The organism is Pseudomonas medicaginis, assembly GCF_965119365.1.
Taxonomy (GTDB): domain Bacteria; phylum Pseudomonadota; class Gammaproteobacteria; order Pseudomonadales; family Pseudomonadaceae; genus Aquipseudomonas.
Genome location: NZ_OZ221631.1, coordinates 5,106,775 through 5,122,197 on the forward strand (window position 1 = coordinate 5,106,775; position 15,423 = coordinate 5,122,197).

A 15,423-nucleotide genomic window follows, 5' to 3' on the forward strand; every position below is an offset into this window, starting at 1 on the left:
ATAAAACATGGACACGACACCACCGGCGACTTCTTTCAGCCCGGACGAAGACCTGAAAAGCAGCTCGATGCTGCATCTGGCCGATCACTTCCATCGCCTGGCCACCGGCGCGACCCAGGTTCCGGCGCAGTCGTTGACCAGTCATCTGCGGCACGCCATGGCCAATGCCGACGTCGTGGCCTACCACGACCGCCTCGTGGCGGATGCCGGCCCACTGTTCCTGCACTTCCTGGCGAGCGTTCCGTACATCCTCGAAGAGATGGCGAGGATCGGCGTCGCCCTCACGCGGCTCTCCCAGGCCCGGCAGGCGGTCGAACACCGAACCTTCAGCTTTTTCGAGATCGACGCCTTCGACGGCAGCAACGGACGCGCACTTGCAGCGCACTCCCAAGGCCTGATCAACACCTTCACCACCTCGCCCAACACAGCCAACCAACCTCACTTCGACCGGTACGCCGACCCGACGCGTTCCCTGTTCTACCCCCAATCGTTCCTGACCCTGCACCCCCGACTGTTCGCTGAAGAGCCTTACGGACGGTTCAAGGAAGGGTTCGATTACGTCTATGAAACGGCGGCTTTCCAGTTCTATAGCCGCGACCGCAAAGCCCAGGTCAATCACATCAAGCCCCTGCTGAAACCCGGCGCCCTGGTGTTTTTTCTCGAGAAGCTCAACCACGAGGATGTCGAGCAGTACCTGGAGCGCGAACGAATGAAGGACAACGGCTTCAAGACGCGTTATTTCACCCAGGAAGAGATCGACTGGAAACGCCAGCAAATGCTGGAGCAGATGCAAAACGGCCAAGTGATGCACGAGCTCGTCGACGCGCTGTCCAGTCATTTCAAACATGTCTACCTGCTGTGGAACAGTACGAATTTCTATGAGTTCGTTGCCACGGACGATGGGGCCCGACTCGAGCAATTCCTCAACGTACTGGGCCCGATCCACCAGCCTGAAGGGTTTTGCTTCGAGAAGTCGGCCATTGGCTATGTGAATCGCGCCCCCCTGCCGCGCGAAAAGGAGCGCGCCGATGCGTGAGGACGCCATGCTCGGCCTCGACGAGGTGATCCGGCCAACGCCCGTGGAGCGGGTCCGAAAACGCCTGGCGCACTGGCAGCAACGGGCGGCCGAGGCCGAGCGGAATCGAACATTGAGCCAGGCGACGTTCGACGAGTTATTCGGCGATGGCCTGCTTGAGCTGGTCTCTCCTCGCCGAGAGCCCTTGGACATGCCCGGTTGGCCCGTGCTGATGGAAGCCTCCCGACTGGCCGCCCGCGCCTGCGCCTCGACCGCCTGGATGATCAGCCTGGTGGGTGGCCATGCCGCCATTGCGGGCCGCCTGAGCCAGGCATGCCAGCACCGGTTGTTCGAGGACGGGCGGCCGCAGCTGTTCGCTTCCGCATCGGCCGGCCCTCACAGCCGGTTGTCGCCGGACGCGGACGGTGTTCGGGTCAACGGCACCTGGCGCTTCAGTTCGGGCATAAAGCACGCTTCCTGGCTGTTGCTCAACGCCCCCGTGACCGATCACGACGGCACGCCCGGTCCGGAGCGGATGCTGCTCGTGGTGTCGACCCGCGACGTGGAGGTATTGGACACGTGGGACACCTGCGGCATGGCGGCCACGGGCTCGCACGATGTGTTGCTGCACGATGTCCTGGTGCCCGCCGAACAGGTGTTCCGCCTTGAAGAAATCTTCGCCCACCGCACGAGCGAATTACCCGGCGACTACCTGTACAGCGTGCCGATCGTGCCGTTTATCACCACCTCTCTGCTCGGGCCCGTGCTGGGCTGCGCCGAAGGGGCTTATGCCAGTCATGTCGAATCGCTGAGACAGCAGAAAACCCCAGCCTCGTCCCCGGCCAGGGAACGGCTGGCCCACAGCGCCGCGCAATTGTCGGCGGCAACGGCCTTGTACACCGCACTGGTGTCCCTGCTGCATGAGTCCGGCCAGGCGCGACGGCCGTTGTCCGAGGACGAGTTGCTGCGGCTCAAGCGCGATCGCAGCTACGTGGCGCGGCTTTGCCTTCACGCCATCCAGCGCCTGGTCGAACAGGCGGGCGCCTCGTCCATGACCCGCGACAACACGCTTCATCGTCATTGGCGCGACCTGCAGGCCATGGTGGCGCACCGGGACGTCCATTGGGACAGCGCCATGCTGGGCTACGCCGACTTTGTCGTCGATGCACCGGCTTGCACCCAGACATTGATCACGCCGTAACGCCACCAAGGAGACAGGCATGTTTGTTCGCAACAAATCCGACATCGAAAAAACCGCCCACTTCGTCGAGTGGGGAGCCGGCACCAGTCATCGGTTGCTGACCGAAAAGGACGGCATGGGCTACACCGTCTGCCATACCGTCGTACGCGCCGGCACAGAATCATTGCTGCACTATCGCAACCACCTCGAAGCCTGCTATTGCATTGCCGGTGAGGGCGAAGTCGAAGACATGGAGGGCAACGTCTATCCGATTCGTCCCGGCGACATCTACGTCCTCGACCAACATGACCGCCACTACCTGCGCGGCGGAAAGGATCAGGACCTGATCCTGGTCAGCGTCTTCAACCCGCCGCTCAAGGGCGACGAACGTCACAACCTGAATGATGCCTCCGGCTCTGCCTACTGAGCGTCAACCCGCCCCCGCTCCTCGACACGAGAACCCCATGCGCAAGGATTACCTGGCCTTTTTCACCTCGATGTTCCTCTCTCGGCTGGCCGACCAGATACTGCTGTTCATCGTCCCGCTGATTGTGTTCCAGACCACCAACAGCGTCTCCTGGGCAGGGCTGGCTTTCTTCGTCGAATCCCTGCCGCGCTACCTGTCGTTCCCGATCTGCGGTGCCCTGTGCGACAAGTTCTCGCCCATCCGCATCCTGCACATCAGCCAGGTCTATCGCGCCGCGGCCTGTCTCGCGGCGGTGGTCTTGTACGCGATCTTCGGGGGCATCTACTGGATCGTCGCGCTTTCGGCGCTCTGTGGCGTACTGACCACCCAGGGCATCATGGCCCGCGAAGTGGTGATGCCCTACATATTCAAGCACTACACCTACACCAAGACCCTGTCGTACTCGCAAATCGCCGATCAGACCGGCCTGGTGCTGGGCCCGTTGCTCGCCGCGCTGATGCTGGAAGTCTGGGCATGGCACTGGGTAGTGCTGGCGATTGCCGGGCTGTTCCTGCTGGCGGACCTGGCGATGCTCTACTGGCAGCGCACCAGTTCCGTCACCCTGGAAACCTTCGAGCAACATCACGACCTCTGGCTCAACCCGTTGCGCATCGCTTTCGGCCATATCCGCGACCTGGCGGAACTGAAGAAGATCATCAGCCTGGCGGTGGGCGTCAACCTGATCATTGGCGTCACACTCGCCACTTCGGCGGCCATGGTCATCGGCCAATACAGTGCCGGCAAGGACTATTACGCCGGGGTGCAGGCGGCCGGCGCCGTGACCACCATCGTCATCCTGTTCTTCCTGGCGCGGGTCACGCTGCCCTTGAAATGGCTGGGGGCCCTGTCCTACACGTTGATTGCCGCTGGCGCGTTCATCACAGCGCTCAGCCCCCATGCATGGGGCTATGTGGTCGGCTTCCTGCTGGTCGTCGGCTTCGACAAGATGTTCAACGTGTACATGCGCAGCATCCGCCAACAAGTCATTCCGCCCCAGGATTTCGGCAAGACCGTTGGCGTCATTACGCTGCTCAACAACTTGTCCCAACCACTGGCAGGCCTGTTGGTCGCGGTGCTGGCCGCACCTATCGGCACGCAACAGGTGATCCTGGTGCTGGCGGTTGCCACCAGCCTGATCGGCGCCGGGGTGGTCGTGGTGCACAGGTATTCGACACACCGGTCAAGCGTCTACAGCGCCAAGACCGACTGACCCTGCCGGTGACGGTTTGTATTATCAGTGACTTATTGTTGAGGCATGGTTGAAACGTTGCCGACGTCAATGCACGTCTGCCCCGCCATTCGTCATCTGTCGCGTGTCGGGGCCAACAAGCGGCCACGTCTGGCTCAGGGCTTGCACTGGCCCGTCTCAGCAGCCAAGAACGACGCAATTCTGACGCGGCGGCAAATTAATCAATGCTTTGGTCAGCCAATGGAGATGTACCGTGTCAACTCTCAACGAAATCGCAGCGAACCACGCGAGAATGGCAAAGTTAAAGGAAGAAGAGTCGATGCGGTTGAGTGCGCTTCAGGGTCAGGTAGTGGGGAGTTTTGAAATTCCACCCATCGAAGCGCCACAGGAGATGCCGCTGCACTTTATGACGGGTGTACAGGATCACTCGTTTGGGGAAGCGGCGGCGCTGAGTTTTTGACCTGGGTGTTGACAGGGTTCCGTCGCCCGCTTGTTCGCGGGCGACTCGGCCTTTCAGAACTGCCTCACTAACGCCGCTGCAAGTATGCCAGCGGCAATGGCCGGCAACGGTTTTTTCAGTACCAGCATGACGATTGCCGTGGTCAGCAAAGCCAGCCGTGCGCCGTTATCCCCTTTAACCGCCAGCGGCGCCAACACCGCCACCAACACCGAACCGGACATGGCCGTGATGAACTGCTGCACCCGATAGTTGATCGGCACGAACGACATCACGAAAACGCCACCCCACCGAGTCGCCAATGTCACCACGGCCATTATCAATATGACAACCAAGGTGCCGTAACCCGCCGTTTCAACGCTCATTGTTTTTTCTCCATCCAGAGCGCGCCCAGAATACCCCCCGCCAAAGCGCCGACCACGACATGACTGTTCGCCGGCAAGTACCAGTAAGCCAGCAGCGATGAGCAGCCCGCCACGGTCCAGATGATGAACATGCGCAGGTTTTTCTTCCCGCCCACGACCATCGCCAACAAGAAACAGCCCATCACCATATCGAGTCCGAAACTGACCGGGTTTTCAATGGCGCTACCAAAATGAAGCCCCAGCCAACTGCCCAGGATCCACGCGGCCCAGAGTGCAATGCCACCGCCGAATAAAATCCCGAGCCCCGGCTTGCCACGACTGAGCGCCTGCATCGCCATGGCCCAGTTCGCGTCCGAAACAACCAGCATGACACCGTAGCGCTTGGCAACGGGCAGCTCCCGCAGCCACGGGTAAAGCGTCGCGCCCATCAACAAGTGCCGGGCGTTGATGGCGAAGACGGTGATCATCAGCGGAACAATGGGAACTTGCTGCCCCCACAGATCCAGCGCGGCAAATTGAGACGCACCGGCAAAAACCAGCGTGCTCATGAGCACGGCCGACGTATCACTCAAGCCCGTTTGCGCCGCTGCCAGGCCGAAAGCAACGCCGAACACGACGACGAAAAGAGAGAGGGGGATCAGTTGTTTGAAACCGTCATAGATGTGATTCAGCGTCAGCGCGTGCAGGTGGGGTTCAACATTCGACAAAACAGGGCCTCTTCTGGATATCCGCGGTGCAAAAACCGAGAGTATGGGGCTGAATCGGCTTGTCGAAAACTGTTTGGCGGGGCAATGGGCAACACAACGTACCGCAGATCACTGCGCCGCCAGCGCTCGGACGCTCTGGCCAGTGCGTTAATCCGCATTAAGAAAAGCCTTTCCTTCCTCCGCCGTTAAGGGCGTGGGGTGCGGAAGGAAGTGCGCGAAGAGCAACGGTGCGTTTTTCAGGCAAATCCAGCCGCACTCCCCAGCGTCTCCGGCAATGAGATATCTCGTGTTGATCTTCACCACTAGCCATCCTCCACGCCTCGCCCATTTTGTGGCGTTGGCAGGAACGGAGGTGAACTCTGGTAGCTTCTCCTGCGGTATACCTGGCTGAGACCCGCCCACCTGACTGATCATTTGTTGCAGGGTTGGCGCTCCACAATTCACATCTGCCGGTTCCCCTCCGGCACTAGAGGTATTGATTGCCGCTGCGCAACCTGTAGCGCTCCCTCCCCGGACCAGTACCACATTTTTGTGATTGCCGCTCCTTAGCGCCTCGGCAACAACATCGGTCTTCGTGACAATCCCCTCTAAACTATGGGCTATTCCACTTTCATCTTGCGGAGCGAGTGTGCTGCTGGTGGAAGCCATGTGATTTCCTCGTCCATGATCGCACCGGTGAATGTCCGGGCCGGAACGATGAGTATAGGAAGACATCGGACTTTACCGACCAGTAAATGACTCAACGGGCGTTGGATGCAGCCCCTGATCGGCCTGCGCCGAAAGCGGAACATCGAACACTCGATCGAACACCCATTGAAAAACCAGCGCGTAAAAAAAGAAAAACACGAACAACCCCAGGTTGGTCACCAGCGCCAGCCACAGGCTGATGCCCAGCCACGCACCAATCACCGGAGTCAGAATCAACGTCAAGCCGCCTTCAAATCCCAGGGAATGGAGCAGTCGTCGCTGCCAGTTGCGATGGCGGCTGCGCTGGCGACGTTCCCACCACTCGAACATGCCATTGAAAACCATGTTCCAAGCCAGCGCGACGGCGGAAATCACCAGCGACAGCAGGGTTGAATAACCCATGCCCTGGTCGTAGGTCAGCGCCAGCGCCGGAGCCACGAACAGCACACCGCCGGCTTCGTAGAGGATGGCCTGAAGGATTTTACGGGGCGTGCCTTGCATCGCTGGGCTCCTGGGTTGGGCTGGGAGACCACAGACTGGCAAGTTGAGCACCCCCGAACAATTGAGCTAAATTGAGCCACGCTCAACCTGAGTAACCTACCCCCCATGTTCGCCAAACTGCCCCTCACCGCCTTGCGCGGCTTCGAGTCCGCCGCGCGGCTGGGCAGCTTCAAGGCAGCGGCCCAGGAACTGAATGTCAGCCCGGCGGCAATCTCCCATCAGGTCAAAAGCCTTGAAACCTTCCTGGGCGTGCGACTGTTCGAACGCTCCAGCCAAAACGTGCGCCTGAGCACCGATGGCGAGCGCCTTCATCCTTACATTTACCGCGCCCTGCTCGATCTCCAGCAGGGCCTGCAAGTGCTGTCGCCGTCGTGTGCCGCGCAGTCCCTGGTGGTGAGCACGACGCCAGCGTTCGCCAGCCTGTGGCTGATACCTCGGCTCGGAGACTTTCATCGATTGCATCCGGAGATCGACGTCAGGCTGCACAGCAGCAACGATGTGGTGGATCTGCGACGGGACGCCAGCATCGACCTGGCGATTCGCGCGCTCTTCACACCCGACCCACAGCTGTTCGAACAGCCTTTACTGGATGAATACTTTGGCGTTTATTGCCACCCTGGCTGGCAACCACCCCCTAAGGGCTCGCCCGTCGAATTGATAGACGTGCCGTGGCTGAGTAGCGCGAGCGTAGCGGTTGACTGGCCGGCATGGTGCGCCAAGGCCGAGACCCTGGTCTGGCTGGAGAACGCGCGTTTTCGGCGTTATGACGAGGAACAGCATGCCCTGCAGGCGGCGATCGCCGGGCACGGGCTGGTACTCGCCAGCAATGTGCTGGTTGCGGAGGCTGTCGGGCGTGGGGAGCTGGTTGATTACCGGCCTGAGGTTCGCTTGGCGGGTGCGCGGTATACGTTGGTGTGTGTGCCGGGGCGGGAGCGGCAGGCGGTGGTGCGGGCGTTTAGTGAGTGGTTGCTGGGGAGGAGCATCGCTGAACCGGATGCTCCTGCCACCTAAACCCGGGATCAAGCAGCAATACCTATCCGCTGAATCATCTGCGGCAATCCAAAAATAACTGATCGCCATTTGTATCAGAGCGGCGCAGGCATGGATGGGGCCTCTATCGTCGGTTTCGTTAGCAAGCAGGCGCTTGAGTTGACCAGCCTGACAAAAGGTAACGAAGCGTTCGCATCACACCTTGCTACCTTGGCTACTCACTGGACAGAAATCGGTCGATGATCATCGAGACCGCTTGCACCGGCGAGGCCAGGGCTGTGTCTATGCAAAACGGAGCTTCATCCCACGGCTCATATTCATGATCCAGTACAGACTGCCAAGTTGGTGGAGTCAGCCCGGGAATATCAACCATCCTTGTTTCGACCCGACGCTGATGTTCATCTTTATCGGAGCAAACCACTTGGATGTTTGCCAACCGGGCACCAGCGAGTGAGGCGATTTCGCTCCACGTGATTCGGCTTTCGAGGACGGGATTGACACAATCAACGATGACCGTGCGGCCCAAACGAAGGTTGCTCAGGGCAAGCTCATTGGCAACCATGTAACCACTGCGCCCTACATCTTGCGCAAGAGCGCCCGAGTTTCGAATCGCTTGCTCAATCGTATCGATCCGCAGGTAAACGGCGCCTGTCGTAGCGGCAAGATCATTGGCGATAGTCGTTTTTCCGGTGCCGGGAAGGCCGCTGAAGACGATGAGCATTCCATGTCCTTCGATCAGTGAGCTAATCAGTGTAGGCAGCAGCCGGTTATGCGGTAGCGATTGTTCGATCCCGCTCGCCGCATAGACAGCTGGATCAATATTTCTTTAATGAAATCGGGGACAGACACTGAGTGATCCCCGAAAATTCCCACGACAAATCAAGAAGATAGCCAATTGATGCGACCTGCACGGGGCGTGCAGTTTTGATTGCACCACACAATTCAAGACTCCGTACCCCATGCAGGCCATCCGATTTTTACATACCGCTCTCGCTCAAGCACTACCCAATATCCATGCTCGCCGACTGACCGCTCTAATGTGTTGCGTATCCGCCTTACTGCAAGGCCAATGCTTGACACTGACGGCTCTGGGTCGGTTTATGCCTAGCCGCGCTTATCCCAAGCACGCCATCAAACGAGTGGATCGACTGCTGGGAAATCCTCACCTCAGAGCCGAACGACCGCTGTTTTATTGGGTCATGCTCAGGGCCTTGCTCGGCAACTTGAAACACCCGCTGATCCTGGTCGATTGGTCGCCCATCGATGCCCCAGGCAAATTCTTTTTACTACGCGCTGCCATCCCGCTGGCAGGCCGCTCTTTTCCTATTTACGAGAGCGTTCATGAGAAAGAAGGCTGCCCGCGATATCAAAAACGCTTGCTCCAGACCCTTGCCCAAATCCTTCCTGAAAATTGCATTCCGATCCTGGTGGCTGATGCCGGTTTTCGTCGGCCCTGGATCAAGGCTGTTGAGGCCCAAGGCTGGTATTACGTGGGCCGCGTGCGAAACCGAGATCTCTATCGAGTCGCTTTAGAACCGTGGCAATCGGTGAGAAATCTCTACGCCCACGCCACCGCATCCCCCAAATCACTGGGACGAATCGAGATGACTCGAAGCGCGCCGCACTTCATCAATCTGTATTGCGTAAAGCACTCGCCGAAGGGGCGAAAACATCAGCGTGTGACGGGCTCGATTGCCAAAAACAAACTCAGCCGTGTATGTGCCCATCGAGAGAGCGAACCTTGGCTGCTCGCCAGTAACCTCCCCGAACAACAATGGAGTCCAGCACAAATCGCGGCGATTTATAAAAGGCGCATGCAGATAGAGGAGGGATTTCGAGACGTCAAAAGTCATCGCTTCGGTTTTGCCTTTGACCTGCATCGCAGCCATTGTCCGGAGCGGATCGAGGCGTTGTTGTTGATCGCCGCGCTGACCAACTACGTGACCTTTTTGATGGGGCTACTGGCTCGTCAGCGGGGACATGAAAGGCATTTCCAGAGCAACAGTCTCAAGGACAAACGAGTATTGTCACTGTGGCGATTGGGGCTGGAATATTTCAGGAGAAACGGGGCGCGAATATGCTCGAGGACTCTGGAAAAGCTGGAACAACTCCTGCGCTTGGAGGTGGAACAGCAAGCGCAGGAGGCGGGGTAGATTTGTGGGGATCACTCAGGGACAGACACGATTTTAAAACTCGTACTGAACGCAATCTTTCACATCCTTTTCACAGCCGAGCGCCTATGGTCATCTCAGCTCCTAGTGAAACCCTTTTAGCCCGGCCTCCCCAGTCGGGCTTTTCTTTGGGCCATCCCACGATTTTGAATTTATCCGAATGAAACCAAGGGCAGACCAAGATTTTGGTCCCTTGTAATCGGCCCGTTTCATATCGTGGGTAAGTCCCATCTCTCTTCACGCTTCAATGAAGAACCCTGCGACTCTCCCCGATCCTGATTCTATCGAGCGCCCTGTTTAAAGCATCCAAGGCATCGAGCAGGGCTTTCGCCTCAGCTTCCCGACCATCGCCCCAGAGGCGTTCCGCCATTTTGTTCAGTGCCTGGATAGAGCGCTCAATGTCAGCAGCAGTCGCTGCTTTGCCTTCCTGAAGTTTCTTTGGCATTGATTAACCTTCCTCAGGCGCATTGCTTCATTAGCTTCAACGCAGATACATCACGGCAGAACGCTATGCGGGTGTTCCCTACCCATTCCACCGCCGATGTCCCCCATCAGCGCTTCGCGGACTCACACTGGACGCGCAGGTCATGATTGTCGATATTCCCACAACTACTGCTGCCGGTAGTGGCATTGCAGTAGGCGCGCTGGTCATGGTCATCGATGTTGCCACAACCGGCGAAGGCGTAACCGCTGAACATAAATACAATCGCAAGAATCACTTCTACAGGATCAACCAGTGCCAGGAAACAGCCTGGCACTGGTTGATCCTGTAGAAGTGATTCAGCCCTATTAGCTCAAAAACAGCCCCCCATACGCAGAACGCGATGAAGCCGGGGCTGAAGACCCGCTTGGGCTTGGACGAGCCGTCGCCCAACCAGGTCGCGTCGGATCGCACTACTTGGCTTTTGCGCTCTTGATGTCACTTATGATTTTCTGGGAAATCGCCTGAACCTGCTCTTGAGTCATGGCCGACATAACGCCTTCCCAAGCAGACGAGGTCGTATCATACGTCCGAGTTCCGATCAGGCGACCTGACTTCAAGTCCGAGTAATCGGCACTGGAGTTGACCCAAGCATTCCCCACCATGACCCCGGCTCCGTAGCGTGCGCCAGGGGTCAGGTAACGGAAATTGGTCACGTTGATCTTGATGCCGACACCGTCCTTGCCCTCTTGGCTTGATGCCTGGGCCTGTGCAAGGCTGTAGCCGGCGCGAGTCGCTTCGACTTGTAGGGCATCATTCCATTCCTGCTTCAAACGAGGCCAGTCCTCGTTTTGTTGAACCTTGCTATTCCCTTCAAAGTTCACGACCAGATTCTGCTTGGCCGACTCCTGAATGACGAGCGTTTCCGTTCCGCCGCTTTTTACAGAGGCAGCACATCCACTCAGCATCAGAACAGCAACAGCGCAGGACAGCGCGGTCGAAAGCTTGGATTTATTCATTGAACTTCCATATCCACAAAATCGGTTGAGAGAGGCGTTAAATATCCCCGCCGAGCCAGATGAGCCCGCACGCTGGACGCGCAGAATTTAGCACCATTACTTCGTTGCTACGAGCCAGCAGCGAGGTCAGCAAAGACTCGTGTTTGCCCCGGTTCCGGCGGCAATCAGCCGTTAGCACAGGATTTACAGACACGCAGATTCCCTGTCTCGGGCGCTTTGCCCGGCCGGATAGCCGGCATTACTACCGCCCTCGTCTCTTTGCTGCAGTCGGCACAAAATATACCGCCGCATGCTCGACAGTGGTGCTTACGGGTAAAGACGCCAAAGGCGGTATTGCAGCCGGGGCAGCGTTGGACGCTGTCGTCTGGTTTCCAGGGACTGGGTCGGCTTTGCAACTGGCGAAACACGTCCTGCCCACCGGGAACTTCCGCAGCCTTGTAGAACGTTTCGATTCCTTTATGCACGCTCGTCGCGCCGGTCATGACCTCATGGTACGTGTGGGTCGAACTCTGGCTGGTCGGCATGAAATGAAAGAAGGCGACAATACAGAACGCCAGCGCGGCAAGGCTATCATCGTCATCGATACCCATTTGCTTGGCAGCGTAAACCATATCCATCGCCGAGCCGGATTTACCCGCCCAGATGGAGTTGTTCAGGCTGCGCTGGTTGACGATCCAGGGGTTGTCCTCCGCAAGGCTGTATTTCTCGTTGTCGATGCGCATACCTCGGGTAGTGCCTCGATTTGGCGTCTCGAATCTGTTGCAGCGGCAGAAGTCGTGGATAGCAGCGACCTTTTTATACAGCCGGGTCAGCGGCAGCTCGGTTGCGAGGGCATCGACAATGTCCCGAGTCCAATCCAGTTTCGCGCCGGGACCGTAGTACGACTCGCCGGCGGGTCGGTTGCGTGTTTTATGAGTGATAGCCCGCTGGATATTCACTATCAATCGATCCAGCACATAGCGTTCGAACATCTTGATATTGGCGAGGACATCGAGCGCCAGGCGCTCTTCTTTTTGCCTGTTATCCGTGGCGGCAACATGCCCTCGTAGCGCGTTGATCAGCGCGTCAATCGACGTGAATATTTTTTCCTGCGTGCTTTGCATTGCCAGACCGGTAGGTGCACCGTTCAGGCGCCCGGCAGGCGCGAACGGACTGCTCGAAGACACGGAGACGAATTGCCCGTGGGAATTGCCGCTCGCAATGGGTGCTGCGACCCAATCGTTGAACGTTGGCAGGAGCAGCGCCGATTCATCGGCGGCGAGCCGTGGCGCCACGTGCGCGCTCCAGAATGTCGTCTTGAGCTGTTTGCTGCGGAAACGCCGGATCTTTCCCTCCCGCACCAGTTGCTCCACGCCCTCATCGGTGCAGTCGAAAACAAGGACCTCGTTGACCGTTAACATGGCTCGTCCTTGAGAGAAGAAATTGGCGGGTGGATCGCTGGCCGCTTAGCAACACGTGGCTGCGCTAGCCATCAGTGATGGCCTGTGCATTCTCGAAAGTCCCGTATGCCGCAATACTCACTTCGCTCGATTTGATGATCGAGAGCACGTGTTCCAAGGCATCGACTTGCGCTCGATTGCTCATGACTCGCGCCTTGACCTGACCCAATGTCGGGAAACCAAGGAATAGCCCACAAACTCGAATCACGCCAACCGGAGAATAAAAACTGGGGACAGCTCCCGATTTGAGCTCACTTGTAATCGGACCGTCTCGTAAGCGAAGTCTGCCCCCACTTTCCTCTTATGAAACGGGCAGCTTATAAGTTGCCCGTCCTCATTTATTCCGCCGCCTGCGCCCGCAATCGTCTTCCAATCACATCCATGACATCACAACCATCGCGTAACGAGGTGGTGAGTAATTTACAAAAGTCAGTCAATACCACCGTGTCAGAGCTGATGTCCGAACGGAACGCGATATTTTCCAAGACTTGGGTCACAGTGCGGATACGGTAATCGGCAGTTTCGAAAAGGACGTCCAGAGGCGCTTCGGTGTCGATGAGCAGGGTCGCGGGGATGCAGTCGATGCCGGTGATGGGCATGTATCGAGTCATGAGTAGTACCTTCATTCAATTGATAAGGGACTACCACTCAAACGTCGCCAAACGAAAGGGTGGCAGCTGTGCTCGGGTTGGCGAACCGGGAATGAAAGCGAACCGGCAGACTCGAAAGTCTCCCGCGCACAGCTGCCATAAAGCAGTCTGCAAATGCAAAAAAGCCCCGCAGTGTAGCAGGAGCTTCTGCGCTTCATTCAATCGGGTCGCCAAACCCGAATCGCCATCTGGGCGACAGAAAGACAGTAAATGGCACATCCAGAGGCTGCAATGCACTGGTTTCCGAGGTTTGTGTAGGAATTTGCGTCGCTGCCAATCGCGCTCTACGGTTGAGCCTTTCTAAGCCATAGAGAATTGGCGTTGCTGCACGGACTTTGGCGGACGAGAGCATTTAGAAAAGCTTGAGCAGTCCCGGCGCGACGAGGTTCATTACCAGGCGCAGAGCCTGGAGTAAATTTGGGGATCCCTCAGGGACAGTCCCCGATTTTGACCTCACTTGTAATCGACACATCTAATAATCGTGGCCTGTCCTCGTTTCCCCCTCGTTTTCCCCCCTAACAGTTATGTTTATTGGGCGCTTAAGCTTGGAACCCACAAAGTGCACGCGGTCGCAGCTTGGGCAACGAGCCAATCATGCTCACGTTTTGCGAAGGGCCGGGCAGGCGAGTCAGCAGGGAGCGCCTAGAAGTAGTGACTTATTGCTCATACAGGCTAACTGGGCGATGATGCTTTTTTGATATCAGCCGGGTTTCGACATGCGTAGACTCATTAGCTTCGCGGTGATTGCCTTAGCTACCGCAACTCTCGCCGGCTGCCTTGGGCCAGTAGAGTTTATCAATATGGGGTTGGAAGCTTCGTCCGGCGCCGAAACGCCTGCGAGCGTGGGGGTCGCGCCTGCCAATTACCAAGGTAAGAGCTGTCTCGCACTTGCCGTGGAAAGAGAGAAATCTCAAAGTTTGGCCGTCTACGTAGGAGAGCATCAGAACTACGTCAGAAAGCAGGCGCAGTGGGCTATCACGTCGATCGAGCAAGTTGAGCGTGAGACTGGTTGTTTGCCGGGTGCGACTTCTACCCAAGTAGCGGCGATGGATGTTGTGATCAGGGAGCCTTCCGCGGCGAAGGAACTACAATCCCGGATGCCACCCGGTGCGGAGGAATATATCAAGGGCGGCGGAAGGGTTTCTCCCGGCTCTACATTCGCGGCGGCAAATATGACTGCACCCGCCCATGTTGCTGGAGTACCTTCAGCAGAACCCTTGCAGGGAGCGTCGTCGATATCAGCGCACGTGCCACAGCAGACATCTAAGGCTCAATGGATAGCAAATGAGACTACGGTGAAATACCAGGGGCGGTCCTGCGAGTATCTGCAGCTCGCGATGGAAATGAGCGTGCGGGCAGAGGCGTCAGATGATGCGGACGTGAGGTCTTTTGCCTTAGCCCAAAAAAAATCTGTGAGCGAGGTGCTGGCGACCCGATCATGCCCTTCACCTTTTCCATTTTTAGCCGGACGCCTGGGCGCAAAAGTTAGCTCTATTGATCCGATTAAAGCCGCACGTCTTAGCATGCCCTTGGCTGGGGCGTCCATAGAGCAAGTTATTGCTGGGAGCCCAGCCTCACGCGCCGGGCTTATGTTCGCCGATGTGGTGGTGGCAGTGGGTGAAATTAAAGTTGGGGATGACATAGATTTTCTGGTGGCGCTCAACAAGATTCCCACTGGATCTACTGCGGTGTTGAAAATTTCGCGCAACGGCGCACTTGGTCTTTTTCCAGTAGTCTTAGGTCCGCCGACGAATGCGCAGGCCATTTCACCTGGCCCATCAGTAATGCCAGTAAAGTCATCACTCAAAGAGTTTTGCTACATCTACATGACATCCAGCGCCTATGAGAAAAATCCTGGCGTTCTGTCTTCGGTGTTTCAGGATGCAAAAGCGAATAGCTCGACTGGTAACCAAGCTGCGACAATTAAAGCATTCCAGCAGAAGGTTGTGCTCAGTCAGCCGGGCATATGGCGTGACAGCAAGGTAAACGATGCCTTATGCAGCGCATCAAGTGGTCACTGCTTGGCCACCGCTGATGGCATGTTTGGACCCAAGCAAACGACGACGCTTCGTTGCTTTGACTCTTATGATAGCGCCAAAGCAGCTTTGGCAAGTGACGGAGCGGCTGATCCCACTGCGAAAATTATCCCGCATTAATTCGTGCCTC

Annotated in this window: 18 protein-coding genes; 9 read left to right on the forward strand and 9 right to left on the reverse strand. The window is 57.5% G+C overall.

Annotated features, from left to right (window positions below):
- The first annotated feature begins 7 nt into the window (after positions 1 to 7).
- The 5 genes from ACMTA2_RS22190 to ACMTA2_RS22210 all read left to right on the forward strand — a co-directional run bounded on the left by ACMTA2_RS22190 (position 8) and on the right by ACMTA2_RS22210 (position 4,310).
- Complete coding sequence (locus ACMTA2_RS22190) at positions 8 to 1,036, forward strand: class I SAM-dependent methyltransferase (protein WP_413791787.1); 1,029 nt, start codon at positions 8 to 10, stop codon at positions 1,034 to 1,036.
- Complete coding sequence (locus ACMTA2_RS22195; protein ID WP_413791788.1) at positions 1,029 to 2,216, forward strand: acyl-CoA dehydrogenase family protein; 1,188 nt, start codon at positions 1,029 to 1,031, stop codon at positions 2,214 to 2,216. The genes ACMTA2_RS22190 and ACMTA2_RS22195 overlap by 8 nt, the downstream gene beginning before the upstream one ends.
- Positions 2,217 to 2,235: 19 nt before the next feature.
- The gene (locus tag ACMTA2_RS22200) at positions 2,236 to 2,622 is read left to right on the forward strand and encodes an ectoine synthase (RefSeq protein WP_092327232.1); all 387 of its coding nucleotides are present in this window, start codon (positions 2,236 to 2,238) and stop codon (positions 2,620 to 2,622) included.
- Positions 2,623 to 2,659: 37 nt separating this feature from the next.
- Positions 2,660 to 3,871, forward strand: a complete 1,212-nt coding sequence (locus ACMTA2_RS22205) for an MFS transporter (RefSeq protein ID WP_413791789.1) — start codon at positions 2,660 to 2,662, stop codon at positions 3,869 to 3,871.
- Positions 3,872 to 4,103: 232 nt separating this feature from the next.
- Complete coding sequence (locus ACMTA2_RS22210; protein WP_413791790.1) at positions 4,104 to 4,310, forward strand: hypothetical protein; 207 nt, start codon at positions 4,104 to 4,106, stop codon at positions 4,308 to 4,310.
- Positions 4,311 to 4,363: 53 nt separating this feature from the next.
- Here ACMTA2_RS22210 and ACMTA2_RS22215 read toward each other — a convergent pair whose 3' ends face one another.
- From ACMTA2_RS22215 to ACMTA2_RS22230, 4 genes are all read right to left on the reverse strand, one after another.
- Positions 4,364 to 4,672, reverse strand: a complete 309-nt coding sequence (locus ACMTA2_RS22215) for an AzlD family protein (protein ID WP_413791791.1) — start codon at positions 4,670 to 4,672, stop codon at positions 4,364 to 4,366.
- A complete protein-coding gene (locus tag ACMTA2_RS22220; RefSeq protein WP_413791792.1) occupies positions 4,669 to 5,379 on the reverse strand; it encodes an AzlC family ABC transporter permease in 711 nt (236 codons plus the stop codon). The genes ACMTA2_RS22215 and ACMTA2_RS22220 overlap by 4 nt, the downstream gene beginning before the upstream one ends.
- Positions 5,380 to 5,526: 147 nt before the next feature.
- Positions 5,527 to 6,027: a DUF4765 family protein gene (locus ACMTA2_RS22225; RefSeq protein ID WP_413791793.1), complete on the reverse strand. Its 501-nt coding sequence runs from the start codon at positions 6,025 to 6,027 to the stop codon at positions 5,527 to 5,529.
- A 72-nt stretch (positions 6,028 to 6,099) separates the two neighbouring features.
- The gene (locus ACMTA2_RS22230; RefSeq protein WP_413791794.1) at positions 6,100 to 6,567 is read right to left on the reverse strand and encodes a PACE efflux transporter; all 468 of its coding nucleotides are present in this window, start codon (positions 6,565 to 6,567) and stop codon (positions 6,100 to 6,102) included.
- A gap of 105 nt (positions 6,568 to 6,672) precedes the next feature.
- Here ACMTA2_RS22230 and ACMTA2_RS22235 point away from each other — a divergent pair, with 105 nt between their 5' ends.
- Positions 6,673 to 7,578 (forward strand): LysR substrate-binding domain-containing protein, encoded by a 906-nt coding sequence (locus ACMTA2_RS22235; protein WP_413791795.1) that lies wholly within the window; start codon positions 6,673 to 6,675, stop codon positions 7,576 to 7,578.
- 193 nt (positions 7,579 to 7,771) lie between these two features.
- On the opposite strand, the gene ACMTA2_RS22240 is transcribed toward ACMTA2_RS22235, so the two are convergent.
- On the reverse strand, positions 7,772 to 8,278 hold the full coding sequence (locus ACMTA2_RS22240; protein WP_413791796.1) for a P-loop nucleotide/nucleoside kinase family protein: 507 nt from the start codon (positions 8,276 to 8,278) through the stop codon (positions 7,772 to 7,774).
- A 238-nt stretch (positions 8,279 to 8,516) separates the two neighbouring features.
- On the opposite strand from ACMTA2_RS22240, the gene ACMTA2_RS22245 reads away from it, so the two are divergent.
- On the forward strand, positions 8,517 to 9,710 hold the full coding sequence (locus ACMTA2_RS22245; protein WP_413791797.1) for an IS4 family transposase: 1,194 nt from the start codon (positions 8,517 to 8,519) through the stop codon (positions 9,708 to 9,710).
- Between the two features lie 262 nt (positions 9,711 to 9,972).
- Here ACMTA2_RS22245 and ACMTA2_RS22250 read toward each other — a convergent pair whose 3' ends face one another.
- Positions 9,973 to 10,173, reverse strand: coding sequence for a hypothetical protein (locus ACMTA2_RS22250; RefSeq protein WP_413791798.1), 201 nt, complete (start codon positions 10,171 to 10,173; stop codon positions 9,973 to 9,975).
- A 142-nt stretch (positions 10,174 to 10,315) separates the two neighbouring features.
- Between ACMTA2_RS22250 and ACMTA2_RS22255 the strand changes: the two genes are divergently transcribed.
- Positions 10,316 to 10,501, forward strand: coding sequence for a hypothetical protein (locus ACMTA2_RS22255; protein ID WP_413791799.1), 186 nt, complete (start codon positions 10,316 to 10,318; stop codon positions 10,499 to 10,501).
- A gap of 121 nt (positions 10,502 to 10,622) precedes the next feature.
- Here the strand turns inward: ACMTA2_RS22255 and ACMTA2_RS22260 are convergent, their stop codons facing one another.
- The 3 genes from ACMTA2_RS22260 to ACMTA2_RS22270 all read right to left on the reverse strand — a co-directional run bounded on the left by ACMTA2_RS22260 (position 10,623) and on the right by ACMTA2_RS22270 (position 13,218).
- Complete coding sequence (locus ACMTA2_RS22260) at positions 10,623 to 11,168, reverse strand: hypothetical protein (RefSeq protein WP_413791800.1); 546 nt, start codon at positions 11,166 to 11,168, stop codon at positions 10,623 to 10,625.
- A gap of 164 nt (positions 11,169 to 11,332) precedes the next feature.
- Positions 11,333 to 12,568 carry an FYVE zinc finger domain-containing protein gene (locus tag ACMTA2_RS22265; RefSeq protein ID WP_413791801.1) on the reverse strand — a complete coding sequence of 412 codons (1,236 nt, stop codon included), beginning with the start codon at positions 12,566 to 12,568 and terminating at the stop codon, positions 11,333 to 11,335.
- A gap of 377 nt (positions 12,569 to 12,945) precedes the next feature.
- Positions 12,946 to 13,218, reverse strand: coding sequence for a hypothetical protein (locus ACMTA2_RS22270; protein ID WP_003203821.1), 273 nt, complete (start codon positions 13,216 to 13,218; stop codon positions 12,946 to 12,948).
- Positions 13,219 to 13,973: 755 nt separating this feature from the next.
- On the opposite strand from ACMTA2_RS22270, the gene ACMTA2_RS22275 reads away from it, so the two are divergent.
- Positions 13,974 to 15,413 carry a PDZ domain-containing protein gene (locus ACMTA2_RS22275; protein WP_413791802.1) on the forward strand — a complete coding sequence of 480 codons (1,440 nt, stop codon included), beginning with the start codon at positions 13,974 to 13,976 and terminating at the stop codon, positions 15,411 to 15,413.
- Positions 15,414 to 15,423 lie beyond the last annotated feature (10 nt).

Bases quoted from the DNA above. Each gene is read 5' to 3' on its own strand.
- ACMTA2_RS22190 (WP_413791787.1), top strand. From the start codon at position 8: ATGGACACGACACCACCGGCGACTTCTTTCAGCCCGGACGAAGACCTG.
- ACMTA2_RS22195 (WP_413791788.1), top strand. From the start codon at position 1,029: ATGCGTGAGGACGCCATGCTCGGCCTCGACGAGGTGATCCGGCCAACG.
- ACMTA2_RS22200 (WP_092327232.1), top strand. From the start codon at position 2,236: ATGTTTGTTCGCAACAAATCCGACATCGAAAAAACCGCCCACTTCGTC.
- ACMTA2_RS22205 (WP_413791789.1), top strand. From the start codon at position 2,660: ATGCGCAAGGATTACCTGGCCTTTTTCACCTCGATGTTCCTCTCTCGG.
- ACMTA2_RS22215 (WP_413791791.1), bottom strand. From the start codon at position 4,672: ATGAGCGTTGAAACGGCGGGTTACGGCACCTTGGTTGTCATATTGATA.
- ACMTA2_RS22225 (WP_413791793.1), bottom strand. From the start codon at position 6,027: ATGGCTTCCACCAGCAGCACACTCGCTCCGCAAGATGAAAGTGGAATA.
- ACMTA2_RS22230 (WP_413791794.1), bottom strand. From the start codon at position 6,567: ATGCAAGGCACGCCCCGTAAAATCCTTCAGGCCATCCTCTACGAAGCC.
- ACMTA2_RS22235 (WP_413791795.1), top strand. From the start codon at position 6,673: ATGTTCGCCAAACTGCCCCTCACCGCCTTGCGCGGCTTCGAGTCCGCC.
- ACMTA2_RS22240 (WP_413791796.1), bottom strand. From the start codon at position 8,278: ATGCTCATCGTCTTCAGCGGCCTTCCCGGCACCGGAAAAACGACTATC.
- ACMTA2_RS22245 (WP_413791797.1), top strand. From the start codon at position 8,517: ATGCAGGCCATCCGATTTTTACATACCGCTCTCGCTCAAGCACTACCC.
- ACMTA2_RS22250 (WP_413791798.1), bottom strand. From the start codon at position 10,173: ATGCCAAAGAAACTTCAGGAAGGCAAAGCAGCGACTGCTGCTGACATT.
- ACMTA2_RS22255 (WP_413791799.1), top strand. From the start codon at position 10,316: ATGATTGTCGATATTCCCACAACTACTGCTGCCGGTAGTGGCATTGCA.
- ACMTA2_RS22260 (WP_413791800.1), bottom strand. From the start codon at position 11,168: ATGAATAAATCCAAGCTTTCGACCGCGCTGTCCTGCGCTGTTGCTGTT.
- ACMTA2_RS22265 (WP_413791801.1), bottom strand. From the start codon at position 12,568: ATGTTAACGGTCAACGAGGTCCTTGTTTTCGACTGCACCGATGAGGGC.
- ACMTA2_RS22270 (WP_003203821.1), bottom strand. From the start codon at position 13,218: ATGACTCGATACATGCCCATCACCGGCATCGACTGCATCCCCGCGACC.
- ACMTA2_RS22275 (WP_413791802.1), top strand. From the start codon at position 13,974: ATGCGTAGACTCATTAGCTTCGCGGTGATTGCCTTAGCTACCGCAACT.